The following is a 15,925-nucleotide window of genomic DNA, read 5'->3' on the forward strand; positions in this document are numbered from 1 at the left end:
CGGGTCTCCGCTTTGCTCCGCCCGGACTGACGGCGCGGTTATGTCGACGTTCCCACAAGCGAACTGCCCATCATGACCAGCCAGCCTTCCGCCGCCGAACTCGCCAAGCTCGAGGAAGAACTTGATCCCGAGATGCAGTTCCGCAAGGTGCCGCACGGCACCGCGCTGATCGTCGGTGGGCTGCTGCTCGCGCTCTCGGCCTTCCATTACTACACCGCCGGCTTCGGGCTGCTGCGCGAGACGACGCATCGCGGCATTCACCTCGCCTTCGTTCTCGGGCTGATCTTCCTGGTCTTCTCGGCCCGCAAGAGCCAGGGCCGCACGGTTCACGCCTCGTCGCTGTGGAGCCCCGGCGGCGTGCCGCTCTATGACTGGGTCTTCGCGCTCGCCGTCGCGGTTTCCAGCCTCTATGTCCCCTGGATCTTCGAGGACATGGTCTTCCGGATCGGCAACCCCTCGACGCTCGACGTGGTGATGGGGTCGATCACGATCATCCTGATGATCGAGGCGACGCGCCGCGCCATCGGCTGGGGCCTGCCGCTGATCGCGCTCTTCGCGATGACCTATGCGATCTTCGGCAACTGGTTTCCCGGCATCTTCCTGCATCCGGGTGCGACCTGGTCGAACCTCGTCAACCACCTCTACCTGACCAGCCAGGGCGTCTATGGCGTCGCCCTCGGCGTCGTCGCCACTTACGTCTTCCACTTCGTGCTGTTTGGCGTGCTGGCGACCCGCATTGGTCTGGGGCGGCTCTTCCTCGGGGTCGCGGCGGCCGTCGCCGGGCGTTATGCCGGCGGACCGGCCAAGGTCTCGATCTTCGGCTCGGCGCTGTTTGGCATGATCTCGGGCTCCTCGGTCGCCAACACCGTGACCGTCGGCTCGCTGACCATCCCGATGATGATCCGCCTCGGCTATCGCCGCCACTTTGCGGCGGCCGTGGAATCGACCGCCGCGACCGGCGGCCAGATCACCCCGCCGATCATGGGGGCGGCCGCCTTCCTCATGGTCGAGTTCCTCAACCTGCCCTACGCCACCATCATCATCGCCGCGATCATCCCGGCCTTCATGCATTTTTACGGCGTGCTGATGCAGGTGCATTTCGAGGCGAAGCGCTCCGGCATGGGCGGCATGACCGATGCCGACGCGCCGAAGCTCTCGGAGGTCTTCGCCCGCGACTGGCCGACGATCGCGCCGCTCTTTGCCCTGATCATGGTGCTGTTCACCGGCTACACGCCCTATCTCGCCGCCTTCTGGGGCATCACCGGCTGCATGCTCGTCGGCCTCGCGCATCACCGCGCCGCCTCGGCGCTGGTCTTTGCGCTGGCGATCGGCCTGGCCGCGCCGACCGAGTTCCTGCGCGTGCCCGGCGTCAACCTCGCCTTCACGGCGGCCGCCTTCCTGGTCATGGCCCATGGCGTGCTGATGAAGTCGACGGAAGGCCGCAAGCGCGTCGACGACATGATCGACGCCTTCATCCTCGGCGCGAAATACGCCATCGGCGTCGGCGCGGCCGCCGCAACCGTCGGCATCATCGTCGGCGTGGTCACGCTGACCGGCGTCGGCTTCAAGATCTCCTGGATCGTGACCTCGCTCGCCGACCAGTGGGCGAGGGGCATCTCCGGGTTGATCCCGTTCTTCCCCTTCGACCTGAAGAGCGCGACGCTGTTCTTCACGCTGCTGCTGACGGGCCTGGTTTGCATCCTGCTCGGCTGCGGCGTGCCGACGACGGCCAACTACATCATCATGGTCACGGTCGCGGCGCCGGCGCTCGGCATGCTCGGGGTCAACCCGCTCGTGGCGCATTTCTTCGTGTTCTATTACGGCGTGCTGGCCGACATCACGCCGCCGGTGGCGATTGCCGCCTATGCCGGGGCGAGCATGGCCGGGGCCGACCCCTTCAAGACCGGCAACACCGCCTTCCGGCTCGCGCTCGGCAAGGTGCTGGTGCCCTTCGTCTTCGTGTTCTCGCCCTCGATGCTGATCATGGTGCCGGGCTTCACCTGGACCGAGCTCTTCGGCTCGACCGCCGCCTGCATCGCCAGCATCACCTTCCTCTCCGCGGCCTTCGCGGGCTGGTTCCTGGCACCCCTGGCGATGTGGGAGCGCCTCCTGATCGCGCTCGCCGCCCTGCCGATGATCCTGGCCACGCCGACCAGCGTGCTGGCCGGCCTCGTCATCGCCGCCCCCGTCCTGGTGCGGCAGGTGGTGGCGCGGAGGGCCGCCGCCGCACTGGCCTGAGTTCTTGATCTGTTCTTGCGCGGAGCGCCAAGCTCCGCTAGCCTCCTCGCGGGTCATGGGGTGGCGCTGATGGTGACGCGGGTCGCGACGGTGGCGTTCGAGGGCATCGAGGCGCGCGCCGTCGATGTCCAGGTCCAGGTCACGCCCGGCGGCGTCAATTTCATCCTGGTCGGCCTGCCCGACAAGGCGGTGGGCGAGAGCAAGGAGCGGGTGCGCGCCGCGCTGATCGCCTCGGGCCTGGCGCTGCCGGCCAAACGCATCACCGTCAATCTCGCCCCGGCCGACCTCCCCAAGGAGGGCAGCCATTACGATCTCCCGATCGCGCTCGCCGTGATGGCGGCGATCGGCGCGATCCCTGCCGATGCCCTGGCGGGTTACACCGTGCTCGGCGAACTCGCGCTCGACGGCTCGATCACGGCGGTCGCCGGCGTGCTGCCGGCCGCCATCGCCGCCTATGGCCGGGGGCAGGGCCTGATCTGCCCCTTTCCCTCGGGGCCCGAAGCCGCCTGGGCGGCCGCCGACATCGACATCCTGGCGCCGCGCTCGCTGATCCAGCTCGCCAACCATTTCAAGGGCACGCAGGTGATGGCGCGGCCGGAGCCCGCGGTCGCGCGCGCCTCCGGCCCGCTGCCGGACCTTGCCGACATCAAGGGCCAGGAGAGCGCCAAGCGCGTGCTCGAAATCGCCGCCGCCGGCGGTCACAACCTGCTGATGAACGGTCCTCCGGGAGCCGGGAAATCGATGCTGGCGAGCCGGCTGCCCTCGATCCTGCCCCCGCTCAGCCCGCGCGAACTGCTGGAGGTCTCGATGGTCCTGTCCGTCGCGGGCCATCTCGCCGACGGCGCGCTGACGGACCGGCGGCCTTTCCGGGCGCCGCATCATTCCGCCTCGATGGCGGCGCTCGTCGGCGGCGGGCTGCAGGCGAAGCCCGGCGAGGTCTCGCTCGCCCATCACGGCGTGCTCTTCCTCGACGAACTGCCGGAGTTCCAGGCGCAGGCGCTGGATGCGCTGCGCCAGCCGATGGAGACCGGCGACGTTTTGATCTCGCGCGCCAATCACCGCGTCGTCTATCCGGCGCGTTTCCAGCTCGTCGCCGCGATGAACCCCTGCCGCTGCGGCAAGGCGACGGAGCCCGGTTTCGCCTGCCGGCGCCAGCAGAACGAGCGCTGCATGGCGCAGTACCAGAGCCGCATCTCCGGCCCGATGCTGGATCGCATCGACATCGCCATCGACGTGCCGGCCGTGACCGCCGCCGACCTCATTCTGCCGGCGGCGAGCGAGGGCTCCTCGGAGGTCGCGGCCCGCGTGGCCGCGGCGCGGCGCCTTCAGACGGCCCGCTTCGAGGCGCTCGGGCTGAGCGGGATCAGCACCAATGCGGGCTGTCCGGTGCCGGTGCTCGACGAGATCGCCCGGCCCGACAATGCGGGGCTCGCCCTGCTGCGCGAGGCGGCTGACGCCATGCGCCTGACCGCACGGGCCTATCATCGCGTCCTCAAGGTCGCGCGCACCCTGGCCGACCTCGACGGGGACACGAAGGTCGGCCGGATTCATCTCGCCGAAGCCCTGTCCTATCGGGCGCGGGGCGACCAGGTCGCGCAGGCGGCCTGACCATCGGCCCGCGCAGGTCCCTGCGAAGGTTAACGAATTCCCCTCCGCGATCCCTCTGATTTGTCGTTGTTCCCAACGGTTCTTCAACGCGCCTTCGCTAGGGTGGTTGCCATGGGACCTCTCGCCATGACATGGGCCGCTCTCGCGGTGATCGTGCTCGCGCTGTTTGCGGGCGGCGCCACGCTGATGCTGCTGCGTCAGCGCGACCGGATCGTCCGTCAGGCGGCCGAACTGGCTGGAGACGTCGAGGCGCTGAACGACCGCCTCTGGGTTCTCGCCGACAGCGAGGAGCATTACCGCAGCCTGATCGAGGCGCAGGGCGACCTGATCGTCCGGCGCGACGGCGCCCGGGTCGTCTATGCCAATGCGGCCTATGCCGCCCTGCTCGGGCTCGACGAGACGCAGGTCGTCGGCTCGGTCGCACAGCCTCAGTGCATCGCCTGCCGGCCCGCCTTGGCGCTGGAGGGCGGAGCGCGCGTCTTCGACGAATGCGTGGCGACGCCGGAGGGCGAACGCTGGATCTCCTGGGTCGAGACGGTCGTGCCCGTCGCGCTCGGCCAGAGCGTGCTGCAGCGGGTCGGCCGCGACATCACCGCCCGAATCGCCGCCGAGCAGGAACTGGTCGAGGCCAGGGCCCGCGCCGAGAGCGCCAACGAGGCCAAGTCGCGCTTCCTCGCCACCGTCAGCCACGAATTCCGGACGCCGCTCAACGGCATCCTCGGCATGGCCGATCTGCTCGGCGACACCGGGCTCGACCCCGAGCAGGCGACCTATGTCCGCGCACTACGCACCTCCGGCGAGGCGTTGCTCGGGCTCGTCGACGACATTCTCGACTTCGCCAAGGTCGAGGCCGGCAAGCTCGACCTCGCGCAGGACCGCTTCGATCTCGGCCTGTTGCTGGAGACCGTCTCGGAACTGATGGCGCCACGCGCCCAGGCCAAGGGCATCGAGTTGGCGGCGCATCTGTCCCCGGACATGCCGACCCAATTTGTCGGCGACCGCGATCGCCTGCGCCAGGTCCTGCTCAATCTCGTCGGCAATGCGATCAAGTTCACCGATCGCGGCGGCGTCGGCATCCGGATCGCCCGCGAGGGCGACACGGTCGAGATCGAGGTCGCCGATACCGGTCCGGGCGTTCCCGAGGACCGCCGCCAGGCGATCTTCGAGGAATTCGAGCAGGCCGACGATTCCTCGGCGCGGCGTCACGAAGGCACCGGCCTGGGGCTCGCCATCGTGCGTCGCCTCGTCGGGCTGATGGAGGGCTCGGTCTGGGTCGAGAGCCGTGGCGGCGGAGGTTCGGTCTTTCGCGTCCGGCTGCCTCTGACGGTTGCCGCCGAATCGACACCGCCGGCCCTGCCGGAGTGGCACGGCAAGCACGTCCTCGTCGTCTCGGCGGCCCCGTTCGGCGCGGACTTCCTGCGCGAATCGATCGCGGCGGCCGGCGGCAGCGCCACGCAGGCGGTCGATACGGCGCAGGCGCAGGCCCTGCTGCGTTCGGACGCCGGCTATGACGCGGTCCTCATCGATCAGGACATCGGCCGGGATGGCGCCGTCGCCCTCGCTCATGCGGCCCGCCTGGCCGGGGTTCGCGAAAGCCTTATCATGCTCTCGCCGCTGGAGCGGCGCCAGTTCGGCTCGCCCCGCGAAGCCGGCTTCACCGGCTTCCTGGTCAAGCCCGTCCGGGCCCGCTCGCTCTATCAGCGCCTGTCGCCACGCCCGGCGAGTGTCGCGCCGGTCGAGACGCAAGGGGACATCCAGTCCTCGATCCTGCGCCCGCGCCTGACCGTGCTGGTCGCGGAGGACAACGAGATCAACGCCCTGCTGGCGACACGCACGCTGGAGCGTTTCGGCTGCGCGGCGATCTGGGCCCGCGACGGGCGCCGCGCCCTGGCCGCTGTCGCCGAAGGCTTTAACGGGACGGGACCCTCCTTCGATCTCGTCCTCCTCGATATCCGCATGCCGGAGCTCGACGGGCTCGCCGTGGCTCGCGCCGTCCGCGAGCTCGAACAGGCGCGCTCCCACCTCCCGCCGCTCCCCATGATCGCCGTCAGCGCCAATGTCGCGGAGGGGGACAGGGCAGCCGCGCTGGCCGCAGGCATGGATGATTGCCTGGCTAAGCCCCTCGACCGCGCCGCCCTGCAGCGCTGGCTCGATCGCGTCGCCGTGCCGCAGCCGATCGAGCGCTCGGCCTGACCGTTCGTCATCGGCATGCCGCAGTTCTGTCGCGAGATTGTCAGAACCATGGTGCATTTCTGCAATGTTGCAGAAACCTGCGACCTGGGAGACAAGGCGAGCGATGGCACCCGAGCTCCACGCGCAACAGGCTGAGCCGGCTCGCCATGGGCCCGCCGGCGGCCTGCTCTTCTCCCGTCTCTCCCCCCTTCGGCTCATCGGCAGCGAGAAAATTCGTCGCTTCGGGCGTCAGCCCGCGACGCCAGACCCGTTGGCGGGAAGTCTCGGCCGCAGCGGTTCCCTCGAGGTCAGGCTGGCCCGTGGGCCGGCCGAGATCTGGCGGGCCCAGCGCCTGCGCTACCGTGTGTTCTACCAGGAGATGTCGGCGCGGCCCGATGCCGTGTCCCGCATGTTCCGTCGCGATGCCGACCGTTTCGACGCGGCTTGCGACCATCTGCTGGTCATCGACCACGCCGCGCGCGGCCGCTTCGGCGGCGTGAAGCCGAAGATCGTCGGAACCTACAGGCTGATGCGGCAGGGCGCCGCCGAGCGGCTGGGTGGCTTCTACACCCAGGGCGAGTTCGATCTCTCCCCGCTGCTGGCGCGTCATCCGGGCAAGCGCTTCCTCGAGCTCGGCCGATCCTGCGTGCTCGAGCCCTACCGCAGCAAAAAGACCGTCGAGCTGCTCTGGCACGGCATCTGGGCCTATGTTCGCCACCACCGGATCGACGCGATGTTCGGCTGCGCGAGCTTCGATGGCACCGATCCGCAGGCCCTCGCCCTGCCGCTCAGCTTCCTGCACCATCACGCCCGCTCCGCCGGCGAATGGAGCGCGACGGCCCATGGCAAGCAGCGGGTCGAGATGGATCTTTTGCCGGCACAGATGGTCGATGCGAAGCTCGCGCTGAAGCAGATGCCCCCGCTGATCAAGGGCTATCTGCGGCTCGGCGCCCGCTTCGGCACGGGGGCCGTGGTCGACCGCCAGTTCGGCACCACAGACGTCCTGGTGATCCTCCCCGTCGCGGCGATCGACCAGCGCTACGTCGCCTATTATGGCGATGAAGGGCAGCGCTACGCGGCGTGAGCATGCGGCAGGGGCTCAGTCCCCGCCGGCCAGCAGCACCGGCAGCGCCTCGCGATAGGTCGGGTAGCGGAAGGCGTAGTTGAACTCGCGCTTCACCAGCGCATTCGAGACACGCTTGTTCTCGCCATAGAAGCTCGCCGCCATGGGGGAGAGCTTTGCCGGATCGAACGGCGTCTCGGGCGGTGGCGTCAGCCCCGCCAGCGTCGCGGCATGGACCACCACGTCCTGCGGCGGCGCCGGCTCGTCGTCGGTGACGTTGTAGACCGCGCCGGGACGCGGGGCCGCGATCGAGGCCATCAGCACGCCCGCGATGTCGTCGACATGGATGCGGTTGAACACCTGCCCGGGCTTGACCAGCCGCGTCGCGGTGCCGGTTCGCAGCTTCACGATCGGATTGCGGCCGGGCCCATAGATGCCCGAGAGCCGGAAGATCTGCACGGCCTTGCCGGTCCGCTCGCCCAGCGCCAGCCAGTCGCGCTCGATCTGCAGGCGCAGCTGCGAACGGAAGCTCGGCCGCGGCGCGGTCGCCTCGTCGATCCAGGCACCGCCATGGTCGCCATAGACGCCGATGGTCGAGAGATAGCCGATCCAGCGCAAGGCGGGCGCCGCTTCCAGGGCCGGACCGAGCCTTTGGAAGGCCGGATCGCCGCCCTCGCCCGGCTGCACCGAGACCAGCACGGCCTCGGCCTCGGCGACCGCCGCTGCCAGCGGCGCGGAGACCGCGAAGCCATCGAAGACGAGGGTGCGGATACCCTCGCCGCTCAGCCGCGCCGCCTTCTCCGCCGTGCGCACCGTGCCGGTCACCTCCCAGCCGCGCGCCAGCGCCGCGCGGGCGAAGAAGCCGGCGGAATAGCCGACGCCGAGGATCAGGAGCTTCATGAGGCGGCATCCGTAGCATGCGGGAGCGCCAGCCATTCGCGGCGCACCTCCTCGTCCTTTTCCATGGCGAGCGCCTTGCCGGCAAGTGAGCGGGCCTGCGGCGGATCGAGCCGGATCAGTGCCCAGGCGGCCATCGCCCGCACGAGCGGCGAGGGGTCGGCCAACAGTGCCAAGGCGCTCGCCGCGAGGTCTGGTCGGCCGCTGTTGCCGATCGCTATCAGGACATTGCGGATGAAGCGGTCGCGTCCGGTGCGCTTCACCGGCGTGCCGGCGAAGAGCGCACGAAACGCCGCGTCGTCGAGACCGGCGAGGTCGGCCAGCGGCAGCGCATCGAGCTCGTCGCGCAGCGAAAGCCTGGTTTCGCGCGCCGCCTGCGCGAACTTGTTCCAGGGGCAGACGGCGAGGCAGTCGTCGCAGCCGAAGACGCGGTTGCCGATGCCCGGCCGCAGGGCGGGATCGATATGGCCGGGATGCTCGATCGTCAGATAGGCGATGCAGCGGCGCGAATCGAGCTGGTAGGGCGCGGGGAAGGCGTCGGTCGGGCAGATGTCGAGGCAGCGCCGGCAGGATCCGCAATGGTCGGTCTCGGGCGCGTCCACGGGCAGCTCGGCGGTGGTGTAGATCGCGCCGAGGAACAGCCAGGAGCCGTGTTCGCGCGAGACCAGAACGGTGTGCTTGCCCTGCCAGCCGAGCCCTGCCGCCTGCGCCAACGGCTTTTCCATCACCGGCGCAGTGTCGACGAAGACCTTGACGTCGGCCCCGCCCTGGGCGGCGAGCAAGCCGGCGACGCTCTTGAGCTTGCCCTTGATCACGTCGTGATAATCGCGCCGGCGCGCATAGAGCGAGATGGCGGCCTGGTCGGGATGGTCGAGCACCGCCAGCGGATCGCCCTCGGGGGCATAGCTCATGCCCAGCATCACAACCGACCGGGCCTCGCTCCAGAGCCGGCGTGGTGCGGCGCGCTGGTCCGTGCGCTCCTCCATCCAGGCCATCTCGCCTTGGTGGCCCTGCTCCAGCCAGGCGGCGAGCCGGCCGGGCGCCTCGGGGATCGAGTCGGCGCCAGCCACGCGAGCGACGGAAAACCCTTCCGCCAGCGCGCGGGCGACGACCGCCTGCTTGAGGCGCTCGGGCTTCAGAAGTCGAGGTCGTCGTAATGAGCGCTCGGCGCCATGCCCGGCACCCGGTCGCTCAGCAGCGGCCGGAAGCTCGGCCTCGACTTGATCCTCGCATACCATGCGCGCGCCGCTTCATCCTCGTCCCAGGGCACGTCGCCGAGATAATCGACGCAGGAGAGATGCGCCGCGGCGGCGAGATCGGCATAGCTCAGCTCGGAGCCGGCCAGCCAGTTCCGCTTGGCCGTCAGCCAGGCGATGTAGCGCAAATGATAGCGCACATTGGCGCGCGCGGCGCGGATCGCGCCCATCTCGGGCGGGCCGCCGCCCTCCTCGCGCGCCATGAAGCGCTTCATCACCTTTTCCAGCACCAGCGGCGCGGTGATCTCGTCGTTGAACTTGATCGAGAACCAGTCCAGCAGGCGGCGCACCTCGACGCGCGGGCCCGGGCCTTCCGGCAGCAGCCGCCGTTCGGCCAGGGCCAGCCCCCGCGTCTCATCGAGATATTCGGCGATCGGGCCGGCGCCGGGCACGGTGAGGCCGGTGTCCTCGCGGAACACCGGCGTCGTGCCCGCGGGGTTCATCTCCAGGAAGTCGCGCCGCCGCTCCCAGACGCGCTCCTCGACCAGGTTCGCCTCGAGGCCGAACTCGCCGAGCACCAGGCGGATGAAGCGCGAATGCGGGCATAGCGGGTAATGATGAAGGGTCGCCATGGCACTCATGAAACAGGCAGGTGGGGCCGAAGCAGGGCCGCAAGACACAATCGCGTCCGCAGAGGCGCAGCGCGCCGCTATAAAGCCGCCCGGTGAGGCTCACAACCCGCTTGGCGGCATTGGCTGCGAAATGCCGCGTTCGGGTTGGGATTTTGGTAACCAATTCGCAAAGAGCTGAGCCTATCGATGCGGGGCAGGACGATTGCCCCGCATTGCCCGGGACCGACGAGGACGAGCCGCCATGGAAAACCTGTTCGAGGCGCTCATCCTCGGCATCGTCGAAGGGCTCACCGAGTTCCTGCCGGTCTCCTCTACCGGCCACCTGCTGCTGCTGGGCCATTTCCTCGGCTTCGAATCGAACGGGAAATCCTTCGAGGTCCTGGTCCAGCTCGGCGCCATCCTCGCCATCACGCTGGTCTATTTCCGCCGCCTGCTCGACATCGCGCTGCGTATCCCGAGCGACCCGGCCGCCCGGCGCTTCGTGCTCGGCGTGCTCGTCGCCTTCCTGCCGGCCGCGCTGATCGGCGCCCTGCTGCACGGCTTCATCAAGAGTGTGCTGTTCAACCCGGTCATCGTCTGCTGCACGCTGATCGCCGGCGGCCTGATCCTGCTCGTGGTCGATGATCTGGAGCTGGAGGAGAAGCATCAGGACGCCACCACCTTCCCGCTGGCGATGTATCTGAAGATCGGGCTGATCCAGTGTTTGGCGATGGTGCCCGGCGTCTCCCGCTCGGGCTCGACCATCGTCGGCGCCATGCTGCTCGGCGCCAGCAAGCGCGCCGCGGCGGAGTTCTCCTTCTTCCTGGCGATGCCGACCATGGCGGGCGCTTTCGCCTACGACCTGCTCAAGAACTACAAGACGCTGACGGTCGACGACGTCACGCTGATTGCGGTCGGGTTCGTCGCGGCCTTCGTCGCGGCCCTGGTCGTGGTGCGCAGCTTCCTCGACTTCGTCTCGAAGCGCGGCTTCGCCCCCTTCGCCTGGTGGCGGATCATCGTCGGGCTGTTCGGACTCGCCGGGCTCTGGATCCACGGCTGACGAACGTCGCACGGGAGGACTTGCGGCCGCTGCCCGCGTGCAGCACGCTGTCGGGATGGGACCTGGGCCGGCTGCTCCAGACGAGGCGCTCTACGATCTCTGCATCGGGCAACCGGGCCGGTTCGCGAAGCGCTCCAACGCGACACTCCGCTTGACCGACGAAGGCATCGACTATGCGCTCGAAGGTCGGTCTGGCTTGCGCCCTTATTCTGGGCTGAAGGCGGTCCGGATTCAGCTGTTCTCGCCGGCCCCGCACCTCTCCGCGCTGATCCAGCTCGACTTCATCAAAGGCTGGCCCCTGATCGTGCATTCCTCCACGCTCGACGGCCAGATTGCCAAGGGACGAGGCCGCACCTTCGTCGCCTTCGTCACGGATTTGCACCGCCGCCTCTCGCCGCAGGACAGGGCCCGCATCGTCTTTCGCCGCGGCTTTTCGCCGGTCAGGCACCTCGTGATCACGATCGGCGCCGTGGTGATCGCGGTTCCCGCTTTCGGGCTCCTGCTGCTGGCGCTCGTCGGACAGGTCCCGATCGGCCAGGCGATCTGGCCCGGCATCCCCGGCGCATTGCTGGCCGCCGGTTTCCTCAACCTCGCTTTCTGGTCACGGCCGGGCCGCTATGATCCCGAGCGCTTGCCGGATGGGCTCTGGCCTCGGAGCTAGCCGCGCGCGTCAGCCTGGATGCCCCGGCCCGTCATCCCGGCTCTGCTGCGGCGGCAGGCCGCGCGGCAGCGTCGCCGTTTCACGTTCGATCATGCGGTGGACGACCGGCGGATTCGGTCCCTTGTGCAGGGCCCGCACCCGGTCGGCGATCTCGGCGTCGGCCTGGGTGATGCGCTGGGCCTGGCGCACATACTCCACCCAGGTCGGGGTGTCGTAGCGCTCGACCCAGAGCTCCGGATCGGTCAGGTCGCGCAGCAATGTCCAGTGCCGCGCCCCGTCGCGGCGACGGATGCGGCGCCGCTCCGCCATCGCCTTGAGGAACTCGACGACGTCCTCCTCGCGGATCAGCCATTCGATCGTCACGATCACCGGCCCGCTGCGCGGCTCGATGCCGACAGCGACCTTCGGCTCGCGCCAGCGGCTGAGCGGATCGAGATTGAGCGCCTCGAGTGGCGGAAGCTGGTAGCGGAAGCCCAGCGCGGCCCCGGCCAGCAGCGCGAAGGCCGAGATGATGAGCGCCTGCTCCGCGCCGAAATGCACCACGGCCTGGCCCCAGACCCAGCTGCCCGCCGCCATGCCGCCGAAGGCCGCCATCTGGTAGATCGCCAGGGCGCGGCCCACGACCCAGCGTGGCGCCGAGAGCTGGACCGTGGCGTTGAAGGTGGACAGCGTCATCACCCAGCAGGCGCCTGCCACGGCCAGCGCCGGCATGGTCAGCCACATCGTCGTGCTGACGCCCAGCAGCGCAGCGGACGCCGCGTAGGCGGCGAAGGTCGCCCGCACCAGTGCCTCGGTGGTCAGCTTCCGCCGAAGCCTCGCGCTCAGGAAGGCCCCGACCACCGCGCCGGCTCCGAAGGCGCCGAGCAGGACGCCGAACACGATCGGGCCGCCCTTGACCAGGTCGCGCGCGATCAGCGGCAGCAGCGCGAGCGCCACGATGCCGCCGAAGCCGAAGGCGAAGGAGCGCAGGATGACGCTGCGGATATTGGGCGACATCGCGACATAGCGCACGCCGGCCCCCATCGCGATCAGCAGGGTCTCGCGCGGCAGCACGCGCTCCACCTTGGGGGGCCGCCAGCGCGCCAGCACCGTGATCAGCGCGACATAGCTGAAGGCGTTGAGGACGAAGGCGGCGACCGCGCCCGCCGCCGCGACGATGGCGCCGCCGATGGCCGGGCCGACGCTGCGCGCGATGTTGAAGGCGACGCTGTTCAGCGTCACCGCGGCCGGCACGTCGCGGCGTGGCACCATGTCCCCGACCGAGGATTGCCAGGCCGGGTTGTTCAGCGCCGTGCCGCAGCCGATCAGGAAGGTGAAGCCGAGCAGGAGCCAGGGGGTCATCAGCTCGAACCAGGCGAAGACCGCGAGCAGGATCGAGACGAGGAGCATGAAGCCCTGCGCCGTCAGCATGATGCGCCGGCGGTCGTAATTGTCGGAGATCGCGCCGGCGGCGAGCGAGAACAGCATCACCGGCAGGGTCGTCGAGGCCTGCACGAGGGCGACCATGTCCGGCGAATCGGCGATCGCCGTCATCATCCAGGAGGCGCCGACCATCTGGACGAGCCCGCCGAAATTCGAGGCGAGGCTGGCGAACCACACCGCCCGGAAGATCGGCTGGCGCAGTGGCACGAAGGGCGAATTGCGCCCCGGATCCGGGGCGACGCCCTCGGCCGCGAGCTCGGCGCGCGCTACGTCGGCTGTCGGCTGAGCTTGGGTATCGTCAGGCATCCCATAGGGTTAGAGCCTCGTCCCCGGCCTGCCAACCGCGATTGCGCGCGGGGCCGGCTTGCGTCAGGACACCGCGCCCGCCGGCGTGCCCGCCCGGCCGCGGCGCTCCGGCCGGTTGCCGCGGCGGCGGAAGGCCCCGCAGAGCGCGACGGCCAGCCCGGCGAGCGCGACCCAGTGGCCCGGCCGCAAGGCGGCGAGATCCTGATAGACCACGACATCGGCATTGGCCTGGAAGACGAGCCAGGCCGAGGCTCCCGTGGCGAAGGCATACCAGGCGGTCTCGCACAGCGCCGTCGCGAGCCCCGTCGCCAGGGCGGCCGCGACGAGAACCGGGGTCGTCGGCGCCACCTTGAGCCGGTCCAGTCCGCGATAGACGATCAGCAGGGCAAAGAGCCCGATCATCAGCGCCGGCTGCGTCACGTCGATCTTGGACTGCAGGGCGAAATGCAGCAGGGCGAGCAGCATGATCGGATGGACGAGATTGTGCAGCGTCTGCCAGCGCCGCGTGCCCAGCCGCCGGATCATGCCGTCGGTCGAGGTCGCCCCCAGCGCGACGAGCCCCGCCAGCGCGGTGATGCCGACGAGCAGATAGAAGCGCTTGACGATCTCGGAGACGATCAGGCCCCAGTCGAAGGCGAGATCGATGCAGTAGAGCGCCAGATGCGCGCTCGCATAGGCCAGCACCGAGAGCCCGAGCATCCGGCGCACGCCGATGAGCTTGCTCCAGTCGAGGATGCGCCGCAGCGGCGAGATCGCCAGCGTCACCAGCAGCAGACGCACCGACCAGGTGCCGGTGTCGTGGACCGCCCGCGTCCAGGGCTTCGAGCCGAGCTGCCCTGTCCAGGCCTCAAAAGCGAGGATCGCGGCCGGCACCAGCACCAGCAGGAAGACGCCCAGCCGCAGGCCCGACAGGCGCCCCTGCCGGTCCAGCCATGGCAACCATTGCGTCATCGTGCCCTCCAAATCGTGCAGCGGCTGCTTGCGATACGCGAGAGTTCGGGCATTTGTCTCACGCAGGCGCACACAAGCCCGTGAACGCCACACGCTCATGGAAGCCCATCATGCCCACCGTCGTCTTCGATGTCGGCAATGTCCTGATCCGCTGGGACCCGTTCCGGGTCTATCGCGAGATGATTCCCGATGACGAGAAGCGCACCTGGTTCCTGCAGAATGTCTGCACCGCCGCCTGGAATCTCGAGCAGGATCGCGGCCGCAGCTGGGAGGAGGGCGTCGCCCTGCTCGTCGCCAGCCATCCGGAATGGGAAGCCCAGATTCGGGCCTATGACGAGCGCTGGCACGAGGCCGTGCCCGGCCTGATCGAGGACAGCGTGTCCGTGCTGGAGGAGCTGAAGGGGCGCGGCGACAAGGTCTACGCCATCACCAATTTCTCGCGCGAGAAATGGGCCGAGTGCCTGGTCCGCTTCCCCTTCCTGCAGAGCTTCGACGGCGTCGTCGTCTCCGCGCATGAACGCGTCATCAAGCCCGACCCGGCGATCTACCGCATCCTGCTGGAGCGCTACGATCTCGCCCCCGCGGACTGCATCTTCGTCGACGACAGCGCCCGCAACATCGAGACCGCCCGCCAGCTCGGCATGAAGGGCGTCCATTTCGTCGAGCCGATCGACCTGCGGGCGGAGCTGTCCCGCCACGGCGTCGCCTTCTGAGGCTTCAGGCCGGGCGGTTGCCCGGCGCTGTCCTCGCGCGTCCGGCGAGCGCCCGCGTGGTCGCGAGGCACTCGTCGACGGCGTACCAGAGCCGCGGATTGAGCTCGATGTTGAACAGTACACCGTCGGGGAAGACGCAGCGCTCCATCACCGCCTCCCAGGGAATGGCGCCCCAGCCGACCGGCAGGTGGATGTCGCCATGGCCGAAGGCGAATTTCTCGCTCGGGAACACCGTCTCGAAGGCGTCGGGCCGCCCGAAGGAATCGTGCAGGTGCAGATGTCTGGCGAAGGGCGCCAGCGCCGCGACCTCCGCCAGATAGTCGCCGCCGACGGAGCCCAGCCGCAGGAAGGCATGGCTGAAATCGAGCGTCGCCCAGACATGGGCATGGCCGATGGCGGCGATCTCGCGCGCCAGCCGCGAGGGCAGCGACGCATGCAGCCGGCCGGGCTGGTAGTCGAACATCGTCTCGACGCAGAGCAGCACGCCGCAATCGCGCGCCACGTCGCCGGCGCGGGCGAGCCATTCGCGCTGGCGTCCATAGGCCGCCTCGATCACCTCGTCGGGCTGCAGCGGCATGACGCCGGAATGCATGACGTAATGGAGCGCGCCAAGCTCGCCCGCGATCTCCAGCGAGGCCCTCAGCACGTCAAAATGGCGCGGCAGCCGGACGGGATCGTCGAAGAGGTTGATCGCGAGCGGACCATGCACGCTGTAGCCGAGCGAGCGGCCGGCGCAGGCCTGCTTCAGGCGCTCGAGATGCGGCCGACGGATTCGCCCGCCGATGATGAGGTCCATCGCGCAGGTCGGCAGTTCGACCGTGTCGACGCCGAGCCGCTCGGCCTTGTCGAGCAGCGCGGGCAGGTCTGAGAGATCGCTGGCGGGTTGACCGGCCGTGATGCCGATTCCGCGAACGCCGGGGGCGGGCATGGCGTGCTCCGGGCTGGAGGGAAGCCGGCCGCGGGCCGGGCCGCCCGTGGTCAGCATGAATGGGCCGGCCGCACAAGAGCCCCGCCTGCACGCGGCCGG

The 15,925-nt window shown here is 69.4% G+C and carries 13 protein-coding genes; 7 read left to right on the plus strand and 6 right to left on the minus strand.

Annotated features, from left to right (window positions below; all coding sequences use genetic code 11):
* Nucleotides 1-72: 72 nt before the first annotated feature.
* The 4 genes from BSY19_RS06575 to olsB all read left to right on the plus strand — a co-directional run bounded on the left by BSY19_RS06575 (nt 73) and on the right by olsB (nt 7,102).
* The gene (locus BSY19_RS06575; protein ID WP_069053447.1) at nt 73-2,238 is read left to right on the plus strand and encodes a TRAP transporter permease; all 2,166 of its coding nucleotides are present in this window, start codon (nt 73-75) and stop codon (nt 2,236-2,238) included.
* Nucleotides 2,239-2,307: 69 nt separating this feature from the next.
* Complete coding sequence (locus BSY19_RS06580; protein ID WP_069056905.1) at nt 2,308-3,846, plus strand: YifB family Mg chelatase-like AAA ATPase; 1,539 nt, start codon at nt 2,308-2,310, stop codon at nt 3,844-3,846.
* Between the two features lie 126 nt (nt 3,847-3,972).
* Nucleotides 3,973-6,039, plus strand: coding sequence for an ATP-binding protein (locus tag BSY19_RS06585; protein ID WP_069053448.1), 2,067 nt, complete (start codon nt 3,973-3,975; stop codon nt 6,037-6,039).
* A gap of 64 nt (nt 6,040-6,103) precedes the next feature.
* A complete protein-coding gene (olsB, locus tag BSY19_RS06590; RefSeq protein ID WP_083247431.1) occupies nt 6,104-7,102 on the plus strand; it encodes a l-ornithine N(alpha)-acyltransferase in 999 nt (332 codons plus the stop codon).
* A gap of 15 nt (nt 7,103-7,117) precedes the next feature.
* Here the strand turns inward: olsB and BSY19_RS06595 are convergent, their stop codons facing one another.
* Genes BSY19_RS06595 through BSY19_RS06605 form a run of 3 tightly spaced genes read right to left on the minus strand, consistent with a single transcriptional unit; the run spans nt 7,118 to nt 9,806 of the window.
* Entirely contained in the window at nt 7,118-7,981 is an 864-nt protein-coding gene (locus BSY19_RS06595; protein WP_069053450.1) for an SDR family oxidoreductase, read from the minus strand.
* Nucleotides 7,978-9,216, minus strand: coding sequence for a tRNA epoxyqueuosine(34) reductase QueG (gene queG, locus BSY19_RS06600; protein WP_083247432.1), 1,239 nt, complete (start codon nt 9,214-9,216; stop codon nt 7,978-7,980). The genes BSY19_RS06595 and queG overlap by 4 nt, the downstream gene beginning before the upstream one ends.
* The gene (locus BSY19_RS06605) at nt 9,114-9,806 is read right to left on the minus strand and encodes a glutathione S-transferase family protein (RefSeq protein WP_069053452.1); all 693 of its coding nucleotides are present in this window, start codon (nt 9,804-9,806) and stop codon (nt 9,114-9,116) included. Before BSY19_RS06605 ends, queG begins: the two co-directional genes overlap by 103 nt.
* Before the next feature lie 241 nt (nt 9,807-10,047).
* Between BSY19_RS06605 and BSY19_RS06610 the strand changes: the two genes are divergently transcribed.
* A complete protein-coding gene (locus BSY19_RS06610) occupies nt 10,048-10,845 on the plus strand; it encodes an undecaprenyl-diphosphate phosphatase (protein ID WP_069053453.1) in 798 nt (265 codons plus the stop codon).
* A 151-nt stretch (nt 10,846-10,996) separates the two neighbouring features.
* Nucleotides 10,997-11,506, plus strand: a complete 510-nt coding sequence (locus tag BSY19_RS06615; RefSeq protein ID WP_150129519.1) for a hypothetical protein — start codon at nt 10,997-10,999, stop codon at nt 11,504-11,506.
* 9 nt (nt 11,507-11,515) lie between these two features.
* Here BSY19_RS06615 and BSY19_RS06620 read toward each other — a convergent pair whose 3' ends face one another.
* Both BSY19_RS06620 and BSY19_RS06625 read right to left on the minus strand, forming a co-directional pair.
* Nucleotides 11,516-13,234 carry an MFS transporter gene (locus BSY19_RS06620; RefSeq protein ID WP_083247433.1) on the minus strand — a complete coding sequence of 573 codons (1,719 nt, stop codon included), beginning with the start codon at nt 13,232-13,234 and terminating at the stop codon, nt 11,516-11,518.
* 63 nt (nt 13,235-13,297) lie between these two features.
* The gene (locus tag BSY19_RS06625; RefSeq protein ID WP_069053455.1) at nt 13,298-14,185 is read right to left on the minus strand and encodes a protein-methionine-sulfoxide reductase heme-binding subunit MsrQ; all 888 of its coding nucleotides are present in this window, start codon (nt 14,183-14,185) and stop codon (nt 13,298-13,300) included.
* Between the two features lie 110 nt (nt 14,186-14,295).
* Between BSY19_RS06625 and BSY19_RS06630 the strand changes: the two genes are divergently transcribed.
* Entirely contained in the window at nt 14,296-14,898 is a 603-nt protein-coding gene (locus BSY19_RS06630; protein WP_069053456.1) for an HAD family hydrolase, read from the plus strand.
* 4 nt (nt 14,899-14,902) lie between these two features.
* Here the strand turns inward: BSY19_RS06630 and BSY19_RS06635 are convergent, their stop codons facing one another.
* On the minus strand, nt 14,903-15,826 hold the full coding sequence (locus BSY19_RS06635; RefSeq protein ID WP_069053457.1) for a sugar phosphate isomerase/epimerase family protein: 924 nt from the start codon (nt 15,824-15,826) through the stop codon (nt 14,903-14,905).
* Between the last annotated feature and the right edge of the window lie 99 nt (nt 15,827-15,925).

Origin of the sequence: Bosea sp. RAC05, assembly GCF_001713455.1 — a bacterium.
Taxonomy (GTDB): Bacteria; Pseudomonadota; Alphaproteobacteria; order Rhizobiales; family Beijerinckiaceae; genus Allobosea.